The organism is Jutongia hominis (assembly GCF_014384965.1).
Classification (GTDB): domain Bacteria; phylum Bacillota; class Clostridia; order Lachnospirales; family Lachnospiraceae; genus Butyribacter; species Butyribacter hominis.
Genome location: NZ_JACRSW010000001.1, coordinates 12,674 through 35,318, shown reverse-complemented (window position 1 = coordinate 35,318; position 22,645 = coordinate 12,674). Strand labels below are relative to the sequence as shown.

The 22,645-nt window shown below is 39.5% G+C and carries 23 protein-coding genes; 21 read left to right on the top strand and 2 right to left on the bottom strand.

The genetic code is table 11. The features are described from left to right. Window positions 1–185: 185 nt before the first annotated feature. Entirely contained in the window at window positions 186–2,411 is a 2,226-nt protein-coding gene (secD, locus tag H8700_RS00190; protein WP_249302080.1) for a protein translocase subunit SecD, read from the top strand. 311 nt (window positions 2,412–2,722) lie between these two features. Here secD and prmA read toward each other — a convergent pair whose 3' ends face one another. Then, window positions 2,723–3,802, bottom strand: a complete 1,080-nt coding sequence (gene prmA / locus H8700_RS00185) for a 50S ribosomal protein L11 methyltransferase (protein WP_249302078.1) — start codon at window positions 3,800–3,802, stop codon at window positions 2,723–2,725. Window positions 3,803–4,009: 207 nt separating this feature from the next. Between prmA and recJ the strand changes: the two genes are divergently transcribed. Both recJ and H8700_RS00175 read left to right on the top strand, forming a co-directional pair. Next, window positions 4,010–5,740, top strand: a complete 1,731-nt coding sequence (recJ, locus tag H8700_RS00180; RefSeq protein WP_249302076.1) for a single-stranded-DNA-specific exonuclease RecJ — start codon at window positions 4,010–4,012, stop codon at window positions 5,738–5,740. A 223-nt stretch (window positions 5,741–5,963) separates the two neighbouring features. Then, entirely contained in the window at window positions 5,964–6,575 is a 612-nt protein-coding gene (locus H8700_RS00175) for a hypothetical protein (RefSeq protein ID WP_249302074.1), read from the top strand. A gap of 66 nt (window positions 6,576–6,641) precedes the next feature. Here the strand turns inward: H8700_RS00175 and H8700_RS00170 are convergent, their stop codons facing one another. After that, window positions 6,642–7,115, bottom strand: coding sequence for a hypothetical protein (locus H8700_RS00170; protein ID WP_249302072.1), 474 nt, complete (start codon window positions 7,113–7,115; stop codon window positions 6,642–6,644). 319 nt (window positions 7,116–7,434) lie between these two features. Here H8700_RS00170 and H8700_RS00165 point away from each other — a divergent pair, with 319 nt between their 5' ends. The 18 genes from H8700_RS00165 to H8700_RS00080 all read left to right on the top strand — a co-directional run bounded on the left by H8700_RS00165 (window position 7,435) and on the right by H8700_RS00080 (window position 22,642). After that, window positions 7,435–8,430, top strand: coding sequence for a rod shape-determining protein (locus H8700_RS00165; protein WP_022141610.1), 996 nt, complete (start codon window positions 7,435–7,437; stop codon window positions 8,428–8,430). A gap of 135 nt (window positions 8,431–8,565) precedes the next feature. Next, complete coding sequence (locus H8700_RS00160) at window positions 8,566–9,339, top strand: flagellar hook-basal body protein (RefSeq protein ID WP_249302070.1); 774 nt, start codon at window positions 8,566–8,568, stop codon at window positions 9,337–9,339. Window positions 9,340–9,386: 47 nt separating this feature from the next. Further along, complete coding sequence (gene flgG / locus H8700_RS00155; RefSeq protein WP_249302068.1) at window positions 9,387–10,205, top strand: flagellar basal-body rod protein FlgG; 819 nt, start codon at window positions 9,387–9,389, stop codon at window positions 10,203–10,205. A 28-nt stretch (window positions 10,206–10,233) separates the two neighbouring features. Continuing rightward, window positions 10,234–10,578 carry a rod-binding protein gene (locus H8700_RS00150; protein ID WP_022141608.1) on the top strand — a complete coding sequence of 115 codons (345 nt, stop codon included), beginning with the start codon at window positions 10,234–10,236 and terminating at the stop codon, window positions 10,576–10,578. A 156-nt stretch (window positions 10,579–10,734) separates the two neighbouring features. After that, window positions 10,735–12,990 carry an SF1B family DNA helicase RecD2 gene (recD2, locus tag H8700_RS00145; protein ID WP_249302066.1) on the top strand — a complete coding sequence of 752 codons (2,256 nt, stop codon included), beginning with the start codon at window positions 10,735–10,737 and terminating at the stop codon, window positions 12,988–12,990. Continuing rightward, window positions 12,984–13,694, top strand: a complete 711-nt coding sequence (locus H8700_RS00140; RefSeq protein ID WP_283242139.1) for a ComF family protein — start codon at window positions 12,984–12,986, stop codon at window positions 13,692–13,694. Before recD2 ends, H8700_RS00140 begins: the two co-directional genes overlap by 7 nt. Before the next feature lie 12 nt (window positions 13,695–13,706). After that, window positions 13,707–14,111, top strand: coding sequence for a flagellar protein (locus H8700_RS00135; protein WP_249302062.1), 405 nt, complete (start codon window positions 13,707–13,709; stop codon window positions 14,109–14,111). 33 nt (window positions 14,112–14,144) lie between these two features. After that, on the top strand, window positions 14,145–14,615 hold the full coding sequence (locus H8700_RS00130) for a chemotaxis protein CheX (RefSeq protein WP_249302060.1): 471 nt from the start codon (window positions 14,145–14,147) through the stop codon (window positions 14,613–14,615). A 66-nt stretch (window positions 14,616–14,681) separates the two neighbouring features. Continuing rightward, a complete protein-coding gene (locus H8700_RS00125; RefSeq protein ID WP_022141603.1) occupies window positions 14,682–15,071 on the top strand; it encodes a response regulator in 390 nt (129 codons plus the stop codon). A gap of 337 nt (window positions 15,072–15,408) precedes the next feature. Continuing rightward, entirely contained in the window at window positions 15,409–15,873 is a 465-nt protein-coding gene (locus H8700_RS00120; RefSeq protein ID WP_022141602.1) for a MarR family winged helix-turn-helix transcriptional regulator, read from the top strand. A gap of 81 nt (window positions 15,874–15,954) precedes the next feature. Next, entirely contained in the window at window positions 15,955–16,932 is a 978-nt protein-coding gene (locus H8700_RS00115) for a beta-ketoacyl-ACP synthase III (protein WP_249302056.1), read from the top strand. A gap of 58 nt (window positions 16,933–16,990) precedes the next feature. Continuing rightward, window positions 16,991–17,212 (top strand): acyl carrier protein, encoded by a 222-nt coding sequence (locus H8700_RS00110; RefSeq protein ID WP_022141600.1) that lies wholly within the window; start codon window positions 16,991–16,993, stop codon window positions 17,210–17,212. 115 nt (window positions 17,213–17,327) lie between these two features. Continuing rightward, window positions 17,328–18,269: an ACP S-malonyltransferase gene (fabD, locus tag H8700_RS00105; protein ID WP_249302054.1), complete on the top strand. Its 942-nt coding sequence runs from the start codon at window positions 17,328–17,330 to the stop codon at window positions 18,267–18,269. Window positions 18,270–18,290: 21 nt separating this feature from the next. Continuing rightward, window positions 18,291–19,019, top strand: a complete 729-nt coding sequence (gene fabG / locus H8700_RS00100; RefSeq protein WP_249302051.1) for a 3-oxoacyl-[acyl-carrier-protein] reductase — start codon at window positions 18,291–18,293, stop codon at window positions 19,017–19,019. A gap of 17 nt (window positions 19,020–19,036) precedes the next feature. Then, complete coding sequence (fabF, locus tag H8700_RS00095; protein ID WP_022141597.1) at window positions 19,037–20,284, top strand: beta-ketoacyl-ACP synthase II; 1,248 nt, start codon at window positions 19,037–19,039, stop codon at window positions 20,282–20,284. Window positions 20,285–20,314: 30 nt separating this feature from the next. Next, a complete protein-coding gene (accB, locus tag H8700_RS00090; RefSeq protein ID WP_249302049.1) occupies window positions 20,315–20,818 on the top strand; it encodes an acetyl-CoA carboxylase biotin carboxyl carrier protein in 504 nt (167 codons plus the stop codon). An 11-nt stretch (window positions 20,819–20,829) separates the two neighbouring features. Beyond that, entirely contained in the window at window positions 20,830–21,258 is a 429-nt protein-coding gene (gene fabZ, locus H8700_RS00085; RefSeq protein ID WP_330606250.1) for a 3-hydroxyacyl-ACP dehydratase FabZ, read from the top strand. Window positions 21,259–21,286: 28 nt separating this feature from the next. After that, window positions 21,287–22,642 carry an acetyl-CoA carboxylase biotin carboxylase subunit gene (locus H8700_RS00080; protein ID WP_022141594.1) on the top strand — a complete coding sequence of 452 codons (1,356 nt, stop codon included), beginning with the start codon at window positions 21,287–21,289 and terminating at the stop codon, window positions 22,640–22,642. Window positions 22,643–22,645 lie beyond the last annotated feature (3 nt).

The window sequence follows — 22,645 nt, the reverse complement described above, 5'->3', positions numbered from 1 at the left end:
CTATAGTGGTTTTGTGTGAACAATAGTCTTATGGGGTGTGCTGTTTTTATAGACAATTTAAGGTTTCATGTATTGGAAAATAGTTGCTATTCTGTGCATTAGTTGATATAATAGACTTTGACGTGATTTTAGAAAAATTATAAAAATTCACGAAAAAAGTTCTAAATTTAAAGGAGAAATGTAGCATGAAGAACAAGAAAAAGGGGTTATTGCAAATTATTCTGATCCTTGCAATAATCGGTCTCTGTGGCTTCACAACTTTAGTTGGCTTTACAAAGCACCATAAAGGTAGCGCACAGAACATCAAGCTTGGTCTGGATCTTGCCGGTGGTGTCAGTATTACATATGAAGCTGTCGGAGATACACCTTCTCAGACCGAGATGGAAGATACTCGTAACATGATGCAGAAACGTGCCGAGGTATATAGTACAGAATCTTCTGTAGTAATTGGTGATGGCGGACGTATCACAATTGACATTCCTGGTGTTGCAAATGCAGATGAGGTACTTGCATCATTAGGTAAAGAAGGATCTCTTGATTTTGTAGCTCAGGATGATATGTCATTTGAAGATAATGATCAGACAAAGCCAAAATATACAAAGACAGTTTGTACCGGTAAAGACGTAAAGACTGCAGAAGCTACGACACAGCAGAATGAAGTAACAAAGAAGAAAGAATATGTCGTATCTTTGAAGTTTAAGTCAAAAGGCACAAAGTCATTTGCAAATGCGACTGCAGCAGCAGCTCCATCAAAGAAGGTTATTTATATTGTATATGATGGTAAGGTGATTTCTTATCCGGCCGTACAGAGTGAGATCTCAAACGGAGAGGCTGTTATTTCGGGAAGTTTTAAAACATATGATAGTGCGGAAGAGCTTGCTTCTATGATCCGAATCGGTGCTCTCCCTGTAGAATTAAAAGAAGTACAGTCGCAAGTAGTAGGTGCACAGCTCGGACAGGATGCAATCCAGTCAAGCTTGCTTGCCGGTGCGATCGGTTTTGCATTGGTTGTGCTGTTTATGATTGTATTTTACCGTTTGCCGGGTCTTGCAGCTTCTATTGCGTTGGTGTTCTATCTGGTAGTGATGCTGGTAGGCTTGAATGCATTAGATATTACCTTAACCCTTCCGGGTGTGGCAGGTATCATACTGAATATCGGTATGGCAGTCGATGCGAACGTTATTATCTTTACACGTATTAAGGAAGAGCTGGCTAAGGGCAAGACAGTACAATCAAGTATCAAGCTTGGTTTTGATAAAGCGTTATCAGCTATCATTGATGGTAACGTAACAACCCTGATCGCTGCGTTTGTGTTATATATTAAAGGTTCCGGTACAGTAAAAGGTTTCGCAACAACATTAGCGATCGGTATTATTTTATCAATGTTTACCGCTCTTTACATTACAAAGATTCTTTTGAAGGCAATGTATGCATTGGGTGTAGACGATATTAAATACTTTGGTGTTGAAAAAGAAAGAAAGACGATTCACTTTGTTGAAAATAAAGCGAAATTCTTTGTGATTTCCGGCGCTTTAATTGTAGCTTGTGTAGTTTGTCTGTTTATTAACAAGGCAGGAAGATGCAACGGAAATATCCTGAATTATGGTTTGGATTTCTCCGGTGGTACAACATTTGATATCACATTTAACAAAGATCAGAAGATTGATTCTGATATGAAGAAAGATATTGAATCAGTATTTAGTAAGGAAAGCGGTTCGAATGATGTTGTCATTTCAGAAATTGCCGGTTCAAACGGTCTTTCTGTAAAGACAGTCGAATTATCAGAGAAGAAACGTGATGCATTAACAAAGTCATTAGTTAAGACATATAGTATAGAAGAAAAGAATATCCAGTATCAGAATATCAGTGCTTCGGTATCGGATGAAATGAAGACGGATGCAATTGTAGCAGTTGTGATCGCTGCAATCTGTATGCTGATTTATATCTGGTTCCGTTTTAAGGATATCGTATTTGCCGGTAGTGCGGTATTGGCATTACTTCACGATGCAGTAGTTGTATTATTGGTATATGCAGTGTCTAAGATTTCTGTGGGTAATACATTTATCGCTTGTATGCTTACAATCGTAGGTTATTCGATCAATGCAACAATCGTTATCTTCGACCGTATCCGTGAGAACCTTGGTTCAAAGACAAGTGAAGAAGCTCTTACAGAGGTCGTAAACCAGAGTATTACACAGACGTTAACACGTAGTATCAATACTTCATTAACAACATTCTTTATGGTAATCATGCTTGCAATCTTAGGCGTGGATTCTGTAAAAGACTTTGCAATTCCATTGTTAGTGGGTATTATCTGCGGTGGTTATTCTTCTGTATGTATCACCGGTCCATTGTGGCTTACAATTAAGAAACGTGTTCATACAGGAAAAGGAAAGAAAGCAAGAAAATAGAAATGTTTTATTTTTGAAATCTCTTGATGATAAAGCGTCGGGAGCGTATGAAAAATGCAAAGATTATGCTTTCTGTATTCCGAATTTAATAGGTTTTCTATAAAAAATAGCAGGAGTTCTGTTTTAGGAACTCCTGCTATTTTTGTTTTTTCGCTATGATGTATTGTATTTACATAGTTCAATTTTTTAATTATATTGTTTTATATTTTGCTTCTTATCGTGTTTTGCAGCGTTTTGGTTTATTATTTTTTAGGGTGTTTTGAGGTATTTTGGCTTGTCATTTTTTGAGTGTTTTGCAGTATTTTGGTTTATTATTTTTTTTTGTGTTTTGTTGCATTTTGGCTTTTAATTTCATTGTTTGCATCAATTGTTTTTTTCGCAACAAAAGAAACCCAGTCACCCATTGTGTTTTTCTCAATGATCGTAAAATTATTTTTGTGTAAAGACCTTTCTACCATATCTGCTTTTTCGGCTAAGATACCGGAAGAAATAAAGATACTGTCCTCGTTCATAAACTCACCGATATAGTCGGTAAGCGGTACGATCACATCGGCTAAGATATTGGCAACTGTTATATGGAAAGGTGCGTGGCATTGTGCAAGAATTTCTTTGTGATTCTCTAAAATGTTAGCGTGAATCGCCTGTAAACGATCGGAAGAGATATGATTCTTTTGTGCGTTTTCCAATGTGCCTTCTACTGCAGCCGGATCAATGTCAAGGCAAAATGCACTTTTTGCACCACATAACAGTGCCGCAATCGCAAGAATGCCACTGCCACAGCCGGCATCCAGGATCGTAGTTTCCGGTGTGATATATTTTCGGAGTGCTAAGAGACAAAGTTTTGTTGTCTCATGTGTACCGGTACCAAAAGCAGAACCGGGATCAATCTCAATAATGATATCATCTTTTTTTACATCTGACGGGATATCTTCCCAGGTGGGTTTGATAATGATATCATCTGCAACATGAAAAGGTTTGAAATTTTCTTTCCATTTATCTTTCCAGAGAGAATCATCCTGTACACAATATGTGATTGTTGGTGTCTGTAAAAATGAGAGTTCCTGGATTCGCTGCAGGATGGATTGCACCAGGTCATCCGGCTGTAAAACAGTCATTTGTTCTTCTAATGTAGAATCCCGAAGAGAAGAACCGGTACTAAAAAATTCCTGGGTATCATTGCCCGGAGCTTCTGTATAAAAAGTCAGGATCGAAGTTCCGTCATCCGGTTCTAACTCAGCCGGAATATCGGTATACATGGCTTTTTCTTCTTCTTTTGTCAATGGTACACGATCTGAGATTTCGTATCCCGAAATATTAAATTCAGATAAAATCTCACCAATCATATCCGCGTCTTTTGTTGTCGTTGTAATATCATATTTTATCCATTTCATGTTATGTGCTCCATTCTGCGGCTTTGCGCTTTTTGTTTAAGAAAAGTTTTAATGGTAAACTTTGCATGTTTTTTGAAAATAAGCTTTGTACTATTTTTTTGTATATTTTTTACAGCAAGCTTTGTACATGTTTTTTGACTTTTGGATAGCATAAGTGTATCATAAATAGACTGAAAATGCGACGAAAGATTGGAGAAATACGGATTGATGAAACGATGGATGCAAAAGACATACCGAATTGATACAGCTAAGATTGCAGCAAGATATAAAATCTCGGAAATACTGGCAGAAGTTTTGGTAAAAAGAGGACTTTTTGACTGGACGGCAATGGATCAGTATCTGTTCGCTGATATGGAATCCCTGCATGATCCTGCAGAGATGAAAGATCTGGAAAAGACAGCACAGCTTTTGGAAGAAAAGATTGCAAACAGAGAAAACATTATGATCATCGGTGATTATGATGTGGATGGTGTGATGTCTACTTATATTCTATATCGTGGGATGCAGATGCTTGGTGGAAAAGCAGGTTTTCGGATACCTCATCGTGTAAAAGATGGTTATGGTATTCGTGATTATATGGCACAGGAAGCATATGAAGAAGGTTATACAACGATCCTGACTTGTGATAATGGTATCTCAGCAGTGGATGCGATCCGGAAAGCAAAAGAGCTTGGGATGACTGTCCTTTTAACAGATCATCATGAAGTGCCATGCATCGATGGGAAAGAAGTACTGCCACCGGCAGATACGATCATTGATCCAAAGCAAAAAGAATGTTCCTATCCTTTTAAAGAACTTTGCGGAGCCGGGATCGCTTATAAGCTGATCACTTATATGATGCAGCAAAGAGGAAAAAAATGCGAACAGGAGCTTTTGCCGTATGCAGCGATCGCAACCGTTTGTGATGTCGTGCCGCTTCTTGGAGAAAACCGTATTCTTGTAAAAAACGGACTAAAGTATCTGGAACACACAAAGGATATTGGATTGAAGGCTTTATTGGATATACAGCAGTTTCAGCATAGGATTACATCAACTGATCTCGGTTTTAGAATTGGTCCTTGTATCAATGCTGCAGGAAGACTTTCTGATGCAAAAAAAGCAATGGATCTTTTGATTGAAGAGGAACCGAAGAAGGCACAAAAGAAAGCTTTAGAGCTTTTAGAACTCAATCAGATCAGAAAAGATTATACTGCCATGGCAACCCGTCGGGCAGAAGAAATCATAGAGACATCTGATATCAAAAATGATAAAATATATGTGGTAAGTCTCGAAGATTGTCATGAAAGTGTAGCGGGAATCGTAGCTGGCAGGATCAGAGAAAAATATTACCGTCCAACTCTGATCCTTACAAAGGCGCAAAAAGGGTTAAAAGGTTCCGGACGTTCCATTCCGGAATATCATATGCAGCAGGGGCTTTTAGCAAGCAGAGAATTTCTGACCGAATTTGGAGGACATGCTTTGGCAGCAGGATTTTCTTTGCCGGAAGAAAACTTAGATGCATTGCGAAAAGATTTAAACCAAAAATGTACGTTGCAGGAAGAAGATCTGATTGAAAAAGTTTATTTAGATAAAGATGTAATGTTAGAAGATATGACAGAAGATCTGGTAAAACAACTAGACTGGATGGAACCATTTGGTCAGAATAATCCCAAAGCTGTTTTTTCAAAAAGAGAGGTCGTTGTGTCAGCAGTTGCATTATGCGGGAATGAAAATCAGATTGCACGGATTCGTTTTAAGGAAGGAATACGAACATATCAGGGTGTGGACTTTCGCTGTGAACTGCATCTTGCTAAAGCAATCCGTGAACGTTATGGAGAAGCTGCATGGGAAAGCCTGATGCAAAAAGATGGTCAGGAATATGCGATTGATATATTGTTTTATCCAACGATCAATGAACGTTTTGGCGGTGTTCAATTTGAAGTACTTGATTGCCGTTGATCAAAGCGTGACTTATTTTTTGCTTGCCGATGCAGGGGTTGTTTTTTTGATGTAATATGCTAAAATATAAATAATTATGGGAAAATACATCTACTATCAAAAAAGCAGGATTTTGATATGAAATATCAAAAAAGACAGCATGTACGCATAGAATCTTCCGGATGAAAGGATTTGTTTTGAGAAGATACCGAAGGTACATCAGAATAACAGGGAGGAAAAAAGAATGGCTGGAGTTTCAGGAGTGAACGGCATAGATGAAGAAACATTATATTATCAATATCTGATCAATCATAACTCGGCAAGCACGATGTTAAATGCATTGTCCGGTGATTCATCAGATGATGATAGTATGTTATCAGGAATTTCAAGTTTATCCGGTCTGTCGGGATTATCCGGTACATCCGGTTTGTCGGGTCTGTCGGGTGTTAGTCAGGATAGCAGCTTTGCAACTATTTTACAAAGTTATCTTACTAAGGCGATACATTCTCAAAATGACAGTGCACAGGATGCACAGATGGCAGAAAAGTTATCAGATGTATTACAGGAAGCTGCAAAGACAGAGGATACTTCTAATACAACATATAAGACAGTACAGGAACTTTATGAGTACTTCACAGAGAAAATGTCCGGTACAGCAGCTTCGTTGATCAATGGTTCGGCGGCTGCACAAAGTACAAATAGTACAAATAATACAAACAGTACACAAAACAGTACGTCTGCACAAAGTACGGCGGAGCAGATGAATCAGGCGGCACTTGTAGGTCAGGAATTTGATTTTTCAACGATCGACAGTATTGTAGAGCAGATGTTTAGCGAAAGTACACCATTATCTTAATGGTGTCAGTTTAGATTATAGTGGGCAGACAAGAGTAAAAAAGTGTAAAGCAGGTACTTAAAATGATCAGGATAACAGATCAAGTGAAGTGTATGTTTTATGGATCTGATGTTTTATTATACCGGTACATACAATTCTGGTTAATACAAATAAAAAGAGCAAAAATGCAGGAACCGGAAGGAAAACAGATTCGTAAGGATTGTATTTACATAAAGAAACCTGCCATACAACCAAAAAGAAGAAAAGTGCCTGATATGTAATCTTTTCAGCATGGTAACGGGAAATATTATAGTGATATTTCTGTGCTGTACTAAAAAGGATCAGCGGCTTTTCTTTTTTTCGTCTTGTCAGTATATCAGACCAGATCCATGGGAAAAGAAAACTGAATGCAAAAAGATAGACCGGGATCTGCTGCATAAAAAAGAAAAGAAAAAAAAGACAGATCATTAACAGAAGTCTTGCAAACAGCATACCGGTATATTTTGCAATGAAACGTTGTTCTGTGTGCACTTGTGCGATGGTTGCCTGACTAAGTTCCATAAAGATTCCTCATTTCTGTAATATATGATCCGGATAGCAGAAAGGCTGCTGACTGGATTTTTGTCAGATGCAGTATTTCTTCAGATGTCCGGTGACATATTGATGTTATATTTTTAATACAAACATTAGTATAATAGACAAAATAAAAACAGGCAATAGTTTTGTAAGAAGTGATTTGATGGGATTTACATAAAGAAATTTTAAAAGCCCCCTTTTCTATTTCGGAAAAATAGTATATACTATAGAAGTATATGTTTAATTAGCGTTACTTTGGAAAAGATATAAAGATAAGATGCAAGTTTGAAAGGAGAAAAGATTCATGAACGGTAGTGATATTGGAATAGATCTTGGTACAGCGAATGTACTTGTATATATAAAAGGAAAAGGTGTTGTTTTAAGAGAGCCATCTGTAGTTGCTTTTGATCGTGATACAAATAAGATTAAAGCAATCGGCGAGGACGCACGTCTGATGCTCGGACGTACACCTGGCAATATTGTTGCGGTACGTCCTCTTCGTCAGGGCGTTATCTCGGATTATACCGTAACAGAGAAGATGCTTCGTTACTTTATTCAGAAATCCTGTGGAAAGTCACGTTTTAGAAAACCACGTATCAGTGTCTGTGTACCAAGTGGTGTTACAGAAGTAGAAAAGAAAGCCGTAGAAGATGCCACTTACGAAGCAGGTGCCCGTGAAGTAGCTATTATCGAAGAACCGATTGCCGCAGCGATCGGAGCTGGTATTGATATTTCAAGACCATGCGGTAACATGATCGTTGATATCGGTGGCGGTACTGCTGATATTGCCGTGATTTCTTTAGGTGGTACGGTAGTAAGTACATCTATCAAAGTAGCAGGAGATAACTTTGATGAAGCGATTGTTCGTTATATGAGAAAGACACATAATCTTCTGATCGGTGAAAGAACAGCAGAAGAGATCAAGATCAATATCGGTTCTGCATACCAGAGACCGGAAGTGGTTTCTATGGATGTTCGTGGACGTAACTTGGTGACAGGTCTGCCAAAGACGATCACTGTTACTTCTGATGAAACATTAGAAGCATTAAAAGAGATTACATCACAGATTGTAGAAGCAGTTCACAGTGTCTTGGAAAAAACTCCGCCGGAATTAGCAGCAGACGTTGCAGACAGAGGTATCGTATTGACCGGTGGCGGAAGTCTTTTATATGGTTTGGAAGAACTGATCGAAGAAAAGACAGGAATCAACACAATGACAGCGGAAGATCCAATGACAGCAGTAGCGGTTGGAACCGGTAAATTTGTTGAATTTTTAGCAGGTGTCAGAGACGACGAGTAGATTTCTGAAGATGGCAAAGAAAAAGAATAAGAAAAGCAGTTCATCCTGAAAAGAATTTTGTCAGGTATGTCTTAATAAATATTCTTTTTTTGACGATATAAATACTAGATTGATGGATGGGAGGCAGATAAATAAATGGTAAGAGGTTTGTATACTGCTTATACGGGCATGTCAAATGAACAGAAACGTTTGGATATCATTTCGAATAATCTTGCAAATTCTGCCACGATCGGATACAAAGAGGAAAATGTTACAAGTCGTTCCTTTAAGGATTTTATGGCAGTAAAGATCCGTGATGGCTCGAATGGATATACTGATGAGGTGATCGGTAAATTCAATCCCGGTGTAAAAATCGGAGAGACTTATATGGATTGGGGACAAGGCTCTCTTAGAGAGACAGGAAATACCTATGATCTTGCCATTGAAGGCGATGGATTTTTTGCGATGCGTGTTACCGATTCGAATGGAGAAAGCAGTATCAAATATACCAGATGCGGCACTTTTAAATGCACATCAGATGGTTATATTGTAGATGCAGATGGAAACCACTTACAGGGAAGTGGTGGTGATCTACAGGTTCCGGTTGATGCACAGGAAATAGCGATCAAAAATGATGGTTCAGTATATGCAGACGGAGTATTAGTAGATACGGTTACTTTGACAGACTTTGAAGATTATAATTATCTTGAGTTGTATGGTGACAATATGTTTAACGCAGTAGACGGAGCTACGACAAAAGATGCGGTAGGACAGATTGAGCAGGGATATACAGAACAATCTAATGTAAATGTAATTTCCGAGATGGTTTCGATGATCACGATCACGCGTGCATATGAAGCCGGTCAGAAGATGATTCGCACACAGGATTCCCTTCTGGATGCATCGGTAAATCAGATTGGAAAAGTCTGATAGCTCATGACAAAGTATGTTGTTAAACAGCAGGATTGGAGTAGTTTATGATGAGATCACTTTGGACGGCTGCTTCTGGTATGAAATCACAGCAGACCAGTCTTGATACAATTTCAAATAACTTAGCAAATATCAATACAACAGGTTATAAAAAAGAGAGAACAGAATTTCAGTCACTTCTGTATCAAACGATTCAGGAAAAGACAACAGATCATGAAGGAAATCCCAAACCAATCGGTGCTCAGGTCGGATTAGGTGTTAAAGTTTCGGCAGTTTCAACGGAGTTCGAACAAGGTGAGTTAACTGCTTCAACAGGCGACTTTGATTTCGCAATTCAGGGAAATGGGTTTTTCATGATTGAGATGCCGGATGGCACAACAGGATATACACGTAATGGTAATTTTCTGATGGCGATCAATCCAAATGGCGGAACAACATTGACAACAGCAGATGGATATAGTGTGTTAGACTCGAATGGAAAGGCAATCACTTTTGATGCAGCTACGGATACGACAAGATTGTCATTTGATAATTATGGTAATATCTTTTATAAAAATGCACAGGGTGTTATTCAGCCGACAGGTGTTCGTATCGGCGCAGCCCAGTTTAACAATCCATCCGGTTTGACAAAGCTTGGAGATAGTTATTTTGCAGAGTCCGCAGCATCAGGCAATGCCAGAATCGAAGGACAGGACGCAGCATTAAGTGTCAGTGTGATCAAGAACGGCTATCTGGAGGCATCTTCTGTTCAGGCAGTTGATGAGATGGTGGATATGATCGTAACACAGCGAGCCTATGAAATGAATTCAAAAGCGATTACTGCATCGGATGAAATGTTACAGCAGGCAAATAACTTACGTTCATAAAATGTAAGAAGAAAGGAATGGTGAAAAGATGAGTTCTATTTTAGATACTTCTTCTCTTTATAATACATATTCACAAACTGCATCAAATGCGGTATCTTCTACATTACAAAGTTCACTTGGCAATGTCAGTGACACATCTTCTGATGATCAGCTGTTGGAGGCTTGTAAAAGCTTTGAATCATATTTTGTACAAAAAGTCATTGAATCAGCTAAAGCAACGATTGCAGATGAAGATGATGAAGATCAGGGTGAGTATATGCAGTACTTTGGTGATATCTTAAACCAGCAATATGCGGATGCTATTACGGAAAATGGTGGCACAGGTCTTGCACAGCAGTTATATGATGCAATGAAGACCACGTATCATGTATAAAAAAGAGAATTATAACAGGCAATGCATTTTGCAAAGTGAAAAATAATGCGTAAAACTGTGTGTTTGTTATAAATTCTTTTGATGAAAATAAAATAAGAAAAAGGGCCACTGTTTTTGCAGTGGCATTTTTTATGGAATAGGAAATTGAGGTGACTTATGGACGAATTTGAAGGTTATGTAGACCGCATCACATTTCGGAATGAAGAAAATGGCTATACTGTCTTATATCTGGTAAATCCAAAAGCAGAAGATACCGAAGATGAGGAAGAATGCTGCGTCGGTTGTTTTTCTTATGTAGCGGAAGGTTCTTACCTGTTAGTAAAAGGAAAAAGAACCATACATAAAAATTATGGACCACAGCTTCTGGTTGAAAGCTATGAAGAAAAGCAGCCGGATGATACCGTTGCATTAGAACGATATTTGGGCTCTGGTGCGATTAAAGGCATCGGTCCCGCACTGGCAGCAAGAATTGTTAAGAAGTTTGGAAAAGATACCCTTTCTATCATGGAGATGGAACCGGAAAGACTTGCAGAGATTAAAGGGATCAGCCAGAAAATGGCGGTCAGCATTGCAAATCAGTTTAATGAAAAACAGCAGATGCGTCAGGCAATGATCTTTTTACAGGATTATGGTATTTCCATGAATATGGCAGTTAAAATTTATCGTTATTATAAAGAAGAGATTTACGAAGTTCTCCGTAAAAATCCATATCGTCTGGCAGAAGATATTTCTGGTATCGGTTTTAAGATTGCTGATAGTATTGCACAAAAGGGTGGATTCTATATTGACTCGGAGTTTCGTATTCGTGCAGGAGTTTTATATGTATTGCAGCAATCCGGCAATCAGGGACATTGTTATCTGCCGGAGGCAGAATTGATTGAAATGACTGCTAAATTGCTTGGCGTGGAAAAAGAACTTGTTTCTACAGCACTAGAAAAGTTGGTGCTGGATAAAGAAGTAAAGTTTGACGAGGTCGGAGAAGAAAGACGGCTCTATTCGAGTACTTTATATTATATGGAAATGAACTGTGCGGGAATGCTCTTAGATCTGAATTTAGATTTTCCGGTAGAAGAAGAATTATTGCAAAAAAGAATTCGCGAGGTGGAAAAAAGACAAGGCTTTTGTCTTGATGATTTGCAAAAGAAAGCAGTGCATCAGGCTGTGCAAAATGGTGTTACGATCATTACCGGCGGACCGGGTACCGGTAAGACTACAATTATTAATACTATCTTACAGGTTTTTGATGAAGATGGAATGGATGTTTTGCTGGCTGCACCGACAGGCCGTGCAGCAAAGAGAATGTCGGAAACAACCGGTTGGGAAGCACAGACGATCCACCGTCTGTTAGAATTAAATGGTGGTGTGAATGATGACGATAAGTCCGGCATGCATTTTGAAAGAAATAAAATGCAGCCATTAGAAGCCGATGTTTTGATTGTTGATGAGTTTTCGATGGTAGATATTTACTTGCTTAATGCGTTACTTAATGCTCTGGTGCCGGGATGCCGTCTGATCATTGTCGGAGATGTCAACCAGCTTCCGTCTGTGGGACCGGGAAATGTGTTGCGTGATATGATCCAGTCTGAATTTTGTAATGTCGTACGACTGAATCAGATCTATCGTCAGGAAGCCAAAAGCCAGATCGTAGTCAATGCACATAAGATCAACGCAGGAGAAGCAATTGCGTTAGATAATCAGAGTGTTGATTTCTTTCATTTAGAGAGATATAAGATTCAGGATATCATTAATGTTGTGATTCAGCTTGTGATGAAGAATATGCCATCTTATGTGGATGCATCACCGTATGATATTCAGGTGTTAGCACCGATGCGAAAAGGGGAACTGGGTGTGGAAAATCTGAATAAGATCCTGCAGCGGTTTGTCAATCCACAGGAAATGGGTAAAAAGGAGAGAGAATTTCATGGTGTTTTATTCCGCGAGCAGGACAAGATCATGCAGATCAAGAACGATTACCAGATGAAATGGAAGAAAGTGACAAGGTTTGGTGATGTATATGAAGAGGGAACCGGAGTTTTTAACGGTGATGTCGGCATTATACAGCGCATCTATGAGACAGAGGAGGTTGTAGAAGTAGAATTCGAAGAGGGTAAAATGGTAGAATACGATTTTTCACAGATGGATGAGATGGAGCTTGCCTATGCAATTACGATCCATAAATCGCAAGGAAGTGAATATCCTGCTGTTGTGATTCCAATCCTCGGCGGACCGCGTATGTTAATGAATCGGAATCTTTTGTACACAGCAGTAACACGAGCAAAAAAATGTGTGACTTTAGTGGGAAGCAAAGAAACGGTTTACCAGATGATAGGCAATGTACATGAACAAAAAAGGTATTCCGGTTTATGTCAGAGAATACATGACCGTATGTTAGAAGAACAGGGGGAATGCTAGTGGGGATCTGGGATATTTTCTATCCAAGAAGGTGTGTGATCTGTGATCGGATATTAAGAATGAAAGAACAGGAAATCTGCAGCCAATGCAAAGGACTTCCCTTATTGATCGGAGAGAATTTTTGTATGAAATGCGGAAAACGTGTGCCGGAAGGACAGGAATATTGCGAAGACTGTCAATCCAAAAAGACAACATTTCTTTGTGGCAGATCTGTTTTTTCCTACAATCGCGATCTGCGACGATCGATTGCAAGGTTTAAGTATCATGGAAGACAGGAATATGCTTCTTATTATGGAAGAATGATGTATAAAGTCCATAAAGAATGGATACAAAAGATTCAGCCGGATATGCTGCTGCCTGTACCGGTTCATAAAAAACGGCTGCAGCAAAGAGGATATAACCAGGCTGAATTGATCGCAAAAGAGCTTGGAGTACATGCAAGAATCCCGGTTGTAACTGACTGGCTCTGTCGTCAGGAAAATACACTTCCGCAAAAGGAACTGTCCGCACAGGAACGCTTTCAAAATCTTCAGGGGGCGTTTGCCGTAAAGGAAGCAGAGTTGTATACAAACATAAATTGTGTTATAATAATAGATGATATCTACACAACAGGAAGTACGATAGAAGCTTGTTCGCAGGTAATGAGGAAAATTGGGGTACAAAATATATATTTCTTATGTCTATGTTCGGGACAAGCAGAGTAGGAGGCATATGATATGGATGTTAGAAATTGTAAGAAGTGCGGAAAACTATTTAATTTTACGGGGGAGCCGTTATGCCCGGCATGTGCAAAAGAGCTGGAAGCGAAGTTCTTTGATGTCAGAACGTATATTTATGATAACCCAAAGGCATCAATGTCAACGGTAGCAGAGGAAATGGATGTGCCAATCCAGCAGATCAAGAAATGGGTACGTCAGGAAAGACTGGCATTCACAAAAGATTCCGGTATTTCAATTGAATGTGAGAATTGTGGAAGAGCGATTTTAACAGGAAGATATTGTAGTGAATGTAAAAAGAAAATGACGAATCAGTTTTCCAGTATGTATCAAGAAAAAGAACAACAGCATGCTTCTGGTATAAAAGCAAGCAGTAAAGGGAAGATGAGATTTCTGGGGGAATAACCTTGATCTCATGTTCAAACTGGAGGTGGCATATTGATAGAGAAAGAGAAACAGCAGGTTCTTTCTATCTTTGATGAAGCCATTTACAAGGTCAGTCATAAACTGCTTCGAATAGAGTTACGAAAGATGACAGATGCAAATGGCTGGAAACCGGATGAGACAAAGGAGTATTATCGTGGTGTCATTCATATGCATGGTTACTTGAATGCAACATTGATTTATTATTTCCCGGAGGAATTGTATTATTATATTGTACGTACAATGAACTGTGGTAGTCTTCCTTCAGAAGATGAGAGGCAATTATATATCGGTGAGTTTATCAACATCACTTGCGGTCATGCAATATCAAGGCTAAATGATATGCTTGGAAAGTCAACCAGAATAACCGTTCCGCACTTATATGCACGATCGGATATACTCGAAGAGATTCCGGAGGAGAATAGAATGGTACTGCCGTACCAATCAGAAAAGGGTGTTTTGCATGTGATAGCATGCTCAGACTAAATGTTGCAATATTGTAAAAAGATTTTAAGATTAAATTATGGATAATACAGAGGAGTGAGAATAATAATGAAGAAAACAACAATTATTGTAGTTGATGATTCTCCATTTACATCAAAGCAGTTAAAAGATGTTGTCGAAGAAAATGGCTATGAAGTGATCGGTTATGCCAAGAATGGTGAAGAAGGGATTGCTATGTATGACCAACTCCATCCTGATATTGTAATATTAGATATTATAATGCCGGGAATTGATGGATTAGAGACAGCAGAGATCTTAATGAAAAAAGATCCAGATGCCACAATCTTAATGCTGAGTTCTTTATGTGATTCCGGCACCTTAGAGGAAGTGCGCAGTGTCGGAGTAAAATATCTGATTCCAAAGCCATGGGAAGATGAAGTTCTTTTGGCGACATTAGATATGCTGAAAAAACATTGTGAGGAACACAAAGAAGATTGATTTTAGAACAAAAGACAGGAACAATGCCATTTCTGCAAATTGTTTTGCAGGAATGGCATTTTTAAACTTATCGGGTGTCGGAAAAGTACAAAACGCTCTCTTCATTGAAAAAGGATAAAAAAGCTTTGAGAATCAAAATAACAGATGATGCCGATATGCATATGAATCAATGTGGTTTTCAAAAACACATGATATATATTGTAAGAGTTGCACAAAAATGACTTGAATATAATTTGAAAAATATGCAAATGTGTTGTTGACGAGAAGCAGATGTATGGAATATACTGTTAGATGTTTAGAAAAGTTTTGATTAACAAAGTATCTACGGAGAGTGCATATGAATGATGGAAAGAGTACGATCAGCAAACAGTTAGTAGAAATATTTGAAAACGTAATGCAGGTAGAGCATGAATTTGTCAATACGAATGTTGGTAAAAAGTTGTCCATGTCTGAAATACATACAATATCCGCGGTAGGTTCGGACATGCTTTGCAGCATGGGCGAGATTGCTGAAAAATTACATATTACAGTAGGTACTCTGACTGTAGCAATCAATAATTTGGTTCACAAGGGATATGTGGAGCGATATAAAAGTGAAAAAGATCGCAGAATTGTAAAACTGGGACTGACTAAGCAAGGAAAAGTGATCTTTAGTGCACATGAAGCTTTTCATAAAAATCTTGTAGATGCGATGATCGAAGATCTTTCAGAAGAAGAACAGGTTGTTGTATCAAAAGCAATGTTGAATCTGAAAGGTTTTGTTGACAGAGGATATCAATCAATCCAAACAGCAAAACATTGATCGGAAAAAACGGACTGCCGTGAGCAGGAGAATGGATCGTGTCAGAACCAAAAGACCAAAAAGATGGGAGAATAGAAAAGAATGTCGAGTAGAATTATTGCAACTGCTGCAAAAGCACCGGATCAGGTGATCACAAATGATGATCTTGCGAAGATCGTGGATACGAGTGATGAATGGATCGTACAGCGTACGGGAATCCATTCGAGACATATATCAAATGGAGAAAATACATCGGTATTTGTAATTGATGTCGCAAAACAGTTAATAGAGAAGGCTTCCGTGAATGCTGAAGATATAGATCTGATCATTGTAGCTTCCGTAACACCGGATTATGGTACACCGTCTTTAGCCTGCATGGTTCAGAAAGAAATTCATGCTATCAATGCTGTTGCATTTGATATTACGGCTGCCTGTACCGGGTTTATCTTTGCATTAAATACAGCAGATATGTATATTCGTTCCGGTATGTATAAAAATGCGATTGTGATCGGTGGAGAGACATTATCAAAAATTGTTGACTGGTCAGACAGAAGCACCTGTGTCCTTTTTGGCGATGGTGCAGGCGGAGCATATATAGAAGCTTCAGAACAAGGTGGTATTGTGAGCAGGAAAATTGGTTCTGATGGCTCATTATATGATATATTAACAGAGGGATATTCGGAATGCACAAATCCTTTCAGTATTGTAAAAGAGCAAAGAATTCATCCAAAGTATTATGTTTCTATGGATGGAAGAGAAGTTTTTAAGTTTGCAACGAAAAAGGTGATCAGCAGTATTCAGGAGCTGTTAGACAAAGAAGGTCTGACAGGGGATGATATCCGGTATATCGTGCCACATCAGGCAAATATCCGTATCGTGGAAGTGATTTCAAAGAAATTAAAGATTCCAATGGATAAATTTTATATTAATATGGAATCGTATGGAAATACATCTTCTGCAAGCGTTCCGATCGCTTTGAATGAGTTAAATGAAAAAGGACTGATTGAACGTGGAGATAAGATCGTACTTGCCGGTTTTGGCGGTGGTATGACATGGGGCGTTATGATCGTCGAATGGTAGCGTGTATTACTGCAAATGCAGTATATATATATTATTAAAAAATTAGGAGGACAAAAATATGGTATTCGAGAAAATCAGAGAAATTATTGCAGAGCAGACAGGAAAGGATGAGAGCGAGATCACATTAGAGACTAATGTAAAAGAGGATCTTGATGCTGATTCTTTAGATTTATTCCAGATCATCAATGATATTGAAGATGAATTCGATGTATCTGTTGAAAATCCGGAAGAGATCGTTACTGTAAAAGATGCAGTAGATTTTGTAGAAAGCCACAAATAATGATGGATGACACAGCATACCGCAGACAGAATTGCTGTCGGAGCTGTAAGACTGCGGCACATGGTTATGTGCCGCTTTCATACCGGGAATAATTCCCAGGGAGGTACTAATTTTTATGAGAACAGTATTTATGTTTAGCGGTCAGGGTGCTCAGTACGCTGGCATGGGAAAAGATTTATATCAAAATCATTCTGTAGCAAAAGAAATATTTGATCGGGCGGATGAAGTATTAGGATATTCGATCAAAGATATTTGCTTTCAAGATGAAGAAAAATTGGGTGAGACAGAGTTTGCTCAGCCTGCAATCCTTACAATGAGTATTGCGGCAATGAAAGTGTTAGAAGAACAGGGCGTTCGTGCAGAAATGACTGCAGGATTAAGTTTAGGAGAATATTCTGCTTATGTTGCCAGCGGGGCAATGGAATTTGAAGAAGCAGTCGCTTTAGTTCAAAAAAGAGGAAAATTCATGGCAGAAGCCGTTCCTTCAGGAGAAGGAGCAATGTATGCCATTATAGGTTTAGATACAGAATTAGTAGAAGAAGCATGTAAAGAAGCGGTAGATGCAGGCCTCGGACTTGCCATTCCCGCAAATTATAATGCCCCGGGACAGATTGTGATCGCAGGTGCCGCAAAAGCGGTAGAGAAGGCCGCAAAGCTTGCCAAAGAAAAAGGTGCCAAATTAGCAGTTAAGCTAAAAGTAAGCGGACCTTTTCATACACCAATGCTTGATCCGGCTGCGAAAAAGCTTAGTGTAGAATTGCGTAAGTTGCATATGAAACCAATGCATATACCGGTTTATACAAACGTAGATGCACAGCTTGTAGAATCCGAAGATCAGATTATTCCGATCTTAGAAAAACAGATTGTTAGTCCGGTGCGTTTCTCGGATATTATCCAGAAGATGTATGATAAAGGTGCAGATACGTTTATTGAATTAGGACCGGGCAAGTCCTTATGCGGATTTGTAAAAAGAACGGTCAAAGGAGTATCTATTTTAAATGTTGAAGATTGTGCAACATTAGACAAGACCATGAAAAAGCTTCATGAACTTGTTTAGTGCAGAAAGAGAGGAAGTCTTATGTTAGAAGGAAAGACCGTGTTAGTAACCGGTGCGGCAAAGGGTATCGGTAAAGCGATTGCATTGGCATTTGCAAAGCAGGGATGCAATATTGTTTTGAATTACCGTAGCAATGTATCGGATGATACGATCAAAGAGATTGAAGCATACAATGTTAAATGCATGCCGCTTCAGGGCGATGTCAGTGATTTCGCAACTGCTGCAGAGATTGTAAAGAAAGCCAAAAAAGAATTTGGAACGGTTGATGTTTTAGTGAATAATGCAGGAATCACAAAAGATATGCTTTTGATGCGTATGAGTGAAGAACAGTTTGACAGTGTGATACAGACAAACTTAAAAGGTACCTTTAATATGATCCGCCATGTCAGCAGTGTGATGTTAAAGCAGCGCAGTGGTGCGATCATCAATATGTCATCTGTCGTTGGTGTGACAGGAAATGCCGGTCAGGCAAATTATGCGGCTTCAAAAGCCGGTGTGATCGGTCTAACCAAGGCAACAGCAAAAGAGCTTGCAGCCAGAGGAGTGACTTGTAATGCAATTGCACCGGGCTTCGTAGAGACAGATATGACAGCCGTTTTGACAGACGAACAAAAGAGCATGATGTTAGAAGCGATTCCATTAAAACGCTATGGTCAGGTAGAAGATATTGCGAATGCAGCAGTGTTCTTCGCAAAGAATACTTATATTACCGGACAGGTGTTAAATGTAGATGGTGGAATGGTAATGTAAGAAAGTAGAGGTTGAACATGGAAAGAAGATGCGTGATCACAGGACTCGGAGCAGTTACACCACTTGGTAATACAGTAGAAGAGTATTGGAATGGACTTAAGAATGGTGTATGTGGAATTGATTATATCAAGAAATTTGATACGACAGATTATAAAGTAAAGATCGCGGCCGAGATTAAGGATTTTGATCCGGAACAGTATATGACGAAGAAAGATGTTAAGAGAAATGATCTTTTTGCTATCTATGCATTGGCAGCCGGTATGCAGGCTTTTGAAGATTCAAAGTTAGATATGGAAAAAGAAGATGCAGACAGAATCGGTGTGATTGTAGGTTCCGGTGTCGGTGGCCTTATGACAATGGAAGAGCAGGTAAAAAGACTGACAGACAAAGGACCATCAAGAGTATCCCCACTGTTTATTACCATGACGATCGGTAACATGGCTGCAGGTAACATTGCGATCCGTGTCGGTGCAAAGGGTGTTTGTGAAGATATCGTAACAGCCTGTGCAACCGGAACAAATGCGATCGGAACAGCATTTCGTAATATTAAGCATGGTTATCTGGATGCCTGTATTGCAGGTGGTGCAGAAGGTGCTATCTGTGGAATCGGTGTAGCAGGTTTTACGAATCTGACGGCATTATCAACGGAAGAAGATCCGAAAAAAGCATGCAGACCATTTGACAAAGAAAGAAACGGATTTGTTATGGGCGATGGTTCAGGCATCCTTGTTTTGGAAGAATTAGAGCATGCTTTAGCGCGTGGTGCAAAGATCTATGGTGAAGTCGTAGGTTATGGTGCTACAGCAGATGCCTATCATGTAACGTTACCGGAACCAACCGGGGAAGGTGCAGCGAAAGCCATGAAGTTCGCAATGCAGGAAGCAGGTATCACACCGGAGCAGGTTGGTTATATTAATGCACATGGAACCAGTACACATGCAAACGATGTCGGAGAGACAAAAGCGATCAAGCTTGCAATGGGAGAAGAATGTGCAAAGAACATCCCGATCAGTTCCACAAAATCTATGACAGGACATTTGCTCGGTGCAGCAGGTGCGATCGAGGCAATAGCCTGCGTGAAAGCATTAGAGGAAGGCTTTTTGCCTCCTACGATCAATTATCATACACCGGATGAAGAATGTGATCTTGATTACATTCCAAATGTAGGAAGGGAAGCAAAAGAAGCAGAATATGCATTGTCAAACTCACTTGGTTTTGGAGGACATAATGGCGTGCTTTGCTTTAAAAAATGGACTGGTAAATAAGCAACAAACCGGAAAGGCTGGTATAAGACCGTGCAATATGAACAGATTAAAGAATTGATCGCAATTTTTGAAAAGACAGATTTAAACGATATGGAAGTACAGTTAGATAATGCGGTACTTCGCCTAAACCGCGGAGCAGTATCTCCTTTTACACATACGGGAAGTACTGATACACAGACACAGGGAACCGTAGCCACACAGCCTGTTGTTCTGACGTCACAGACAGCAGCAAGTGGAGAGACAGTAGAAGAGAACATAAGTAGTACTGTGCCAACAGCAGATGAGAGCGAAAATCAGGGCGATAAAGTGATCAAGTCACCGATCGTTGGTACATTTTATCAAAGTGCTTCGCCAGATGAAGAACCTTTTGTAAAGATAGGCGATACGATTGCAAAAGGAGATGTCGTTTGTATTATTGAAGCAATGAAGTTTATGAATGAAGTAAACAGTGAAGTTAGTGGAACGATTACGGAAATTCTTGTTAATGATGGTGATTTTGTAGAGTATGGCCAGGAATTGTTCCGTGTCAGATAAAGGAGAATATTATGGTAATGGATATTAATGAGATCATGTCGATCCTCCCTCACAGACAGCCGTTTCTTTTGATCGACCGGATCGAATCGATGGAAGAAGGAAAATCAATTACTGCCTTAAAGAACGTTTCTTATAATGAACCGTTTTTTGCAGGACATTTTCCGCAGGAACCGGTTATGCCGGGTGTTCTGATCGTAGAAGCAATGGCACAGGCAGGAGCAGTGGCGATTCTTTCAATGGATGAATTCCGTGGCAAGACAGGGTATTTTGGTGCGATCAAGAATGTAAAATTTAAAAGAAAAGTCGTACCCGGAGATACACTTCGTCTGGAATTAGAAATTGATAAGTTAAAGAGAAATATAGGTATCGGACACGGGACAGCCTATGTGGGCGACCAGGTAGCATGTCAGGTAGAACAGTTTATGTTCATTGTAGAATAAAGACACAGGTTCTTTATGGGAGGCGCAGATGTTTGATAAAATTTTGATAGCGAATCGTGGCGAAATTGCCGTCAGGATCATACGTGCCTGTCGCGAGATGGGAATAAAAACGGTAGCTGTTTTTTCGGAACCGGACAGAGAGGCACTTCATGCACAGCTTGCAGATGAAGCTGTCTGTATTGGCTCTGCAAAAGCAGCAGACAGTTATAATAATATGAATAATATTATCAGTGCAGCAGTATTGACAAAAGCACAGGCGATTCATCCGGGCTTTGGTTTCTTATCAGAAAATAGTACATTTGCTGCTATGTGTAAGGAATGTAATATCAAGTTCATCGGACCGGATCCTGAAGTGATCGATCTTTTAGGAAACAAAGCAAATGCAAGAACGATGATGCAAAATGCACAGGTTCCCGTCATTCCAGGAAGTGATGGTGTGGTAAAAGATATCGACCGGGCTTACGAGATTGCAGAAAAACTTGGATATCCCGTTATGGTAAAGGCTTCTGCCGGAGGCGGCGGAAAAGGAATCCGTATCGTGCGAAGAAAAGAAGATCTTGCAAAAGCATTTGAATCAGCTAAAAGTGAGACAAAGGCAGCGTTTGGTGATGATGCACTTTATATGGAAAAAGTGATCGAACATGCAAGACATATCGAAGTCCAGATCCTTGGTGATGATTATGGTAATGTGATCCATTTAGGAGAAAGAGATTGTTCTTTACAGCGTAAGAACCAGAAAGTATTAGAAGAGGCACCGTCGCCCGCTGTACCGCAGTCTGTCAGGGAAGAATTGTGTGCAGCGGCTGTCCGTGCGGCGAAAGCGGCAGGTTATCAGAGTGCAGGCACGATTGAGTTTTTGTATGACAGATCCAAGCAGTTTTACTTTATGGAAATGAATACCCGTGTACAGGTAGAACATCCTGTTACGGAAATGATCACCGGAGTTGATATTATCAAAGAACAGATCCGTATTGCAGATGGAAAACGTCTGTCGATCGCACAAAAAGATGTAACGATTTCCGGTCATGCGATTGAATGCAGGATCAATGCAGAAAATCCGGATAAGAATTTTGCTCCTTGTCCGGGAACAATCGAGTATTTGCTTTTGCCGGCAGGAGGTCTTGGGCTCCGTGTAGATACAGCAGTCTATGAAGGATATGAGATCCCTCCGTATTATGATTCGATGATCGCAAAAGTGATCGTTCATGGCAGGGATCGTAAAGAAGCAATTGCAAAGATGAAACGTGCATTGTATGAATTTATCATTAAAGGAATTGATACGAATATTGCATTTCAGGAAAAGATATTGAATCACGAAGAATATATTGCCGGAGATTTTGATACAACATTTCTGGAAGAAAAAGTGATAGATCGAAAGGACTGATTC